The sequence below is a fragment of the Streptomyces sp. 8L genome, from assembly GCF_020176795.1.
In the GTDB taxonomy this organism is placed as follows: domain Bacteria; phylum Actinomycetota; class Actinomycetes; order Streptomycetales; family Streptomycetaceae; genus Streptomyces.
Map to the genome: position 1 here is coordinate 1 of NZ_JAIUKE010000860.1, position 1631 is coordinate 1631.

Below are 1631 nucleotides of genomic sequence, written 5' to 3' on the forward strand. Positions count from 1 at the left end.
GGCCCTGTCTCACTTTCGGTGGTGACGGAGGGTGCTGTCATCCGAGGAGGATGCGGTGGCGGAGCAGGGTGAAGCCTGCTCGCCCGTGCATCTGGCGCGCGATCCGTTTGGTCTTGGTGTTGACGCCCTCGGTGGGGCCGTTGCTGTAGGGAAGCGTGAGCCCGGCGATCACGGCGTCGAGGTCGCGGTCCAGGCCCCGGGTGAAGGCGTGCAGGTGAGGCAGGTCGGCCGCTCGGATTTGGGCGATCCAGGAGGTGAGCGCGTCGGCATTGTCGGCATGCCGGCGCCAAGAGCGGGGCGAAGTCTGCGATCGTCTCGGCCAGGTTGGGTCATCTCGGGGCAGGCCGCGGTGAGCTTGGCCAGGAGTTCGTGTTGCTCGGCCTTGAGGTTGTCCGGCCTGGTGAGGAGCATCCGGGCGAGGCGGCGCGGGGAGATGTGGCTGCGCTCGGCGTCCGCACGGCCCTGGTTGATGTACTTGTACAGGAGGTTGAGGCAGCCGGTGAAGCCGAGGGCTTTGATCTCGTCGAAGAGGTGCCTGACGGGGACGGCGGGGTCCTCGTCCCGGCGTTTGCGCAGGTGGTCGCGGTAGGGGTCGACGAGGCCGGCGCGGTATTTGGGGACGCGGAGCATCCGCTCGGGCCGGTCGGCTCGGGCGTAGCGCTTGTCGGTGTTCAGGGCCAGTTGGAGGCGACGGGCACATTCGAGCAGGCCCACGCCTTGGTCGAGGAGACCGTGGACCTGGTGCCAGCGTTCCAGGGTGGTCTGTGCGCGGGGCCCGTCGTAGATCGGCGCGTCCAGGACGGTGGCCCAGCACGTGCTGTGTGCCTTCACCTCGCTCAGGGCTGCTTCGCGCAGGTTGTGCCACAGATGCCAGCGGTCAGCGACCTGCACCGCGTCGGGCAGAGCCCGGCGGATCGCCTGCGCATAGGTGGCCGAGCCGTCACGGCAGACGACCTCGACGTTCGGATGCCCGCGCAGCCACGCTTCGAGGGTGTCGGCGGTGCGGTCGGGCAGCACCTCGATCCGCTCATGGGTCCCGGCGTCGATCACCACAGTGGCGTAGCGGTACCGCCGGCGCAGAGCGAAGTCGTCGACGCCGATCACACGGGGCGTCCGCCCGGTGGGCAAGGGGATGTTCAACACGGCGCGCAGGGCCGTATGACGCGAGACGCCTACCGCGAGCACCGTCAGCAAACGTGATCCCGCCCGGCCCGCTAACTCCTTGACCACGGCCTTGACCTGCCTGGTCAGACGGGCCGTGCGCCGTTGGTATCGCTCCAGGACGCCGGGCACCTGCTCGCGGAAGGTGTAGCGGCAGCCGGACGTAGGACACAGCAGACGCCGCACCCGCACGCGGACCACAACCCGCCGGCCGTCGAGCGGCACGTCGGCCACCGTCCGCAGCTGATAGCCGTGCACACGCCCCGACGAGGCCCCACAAACCGGACAGACCGCGTCACCCTGCGGAGTTCGCGCGCGCACCTCGATCCGCTGCCCCTCGTCGACCACATCTTCGACGACCAGCGGGAGTAACCCCGAAAACACCATCTGGACAAGCTCGTTGACATCCCTCACGCCAACAATAACGACCCCCACGACTCTCCGTCACCACCGAAAGTGAGACAGGGCCG

1 pseudogene is annotated in these 1631 nt (G+C 68.7%); it reads right to left on the bottom strand.

Annotated features, from left to right (window positions below):
• Positions 1-37: 37 nt before the first annotated feature.
• A pseudogene (locus LCE31_RS39480) lies at positions 38-1548 on the bottom strand (ISL3 family transposase).
• Between the last annotated feature and the right edge of the window lie 83 nt (positions 1549-1631).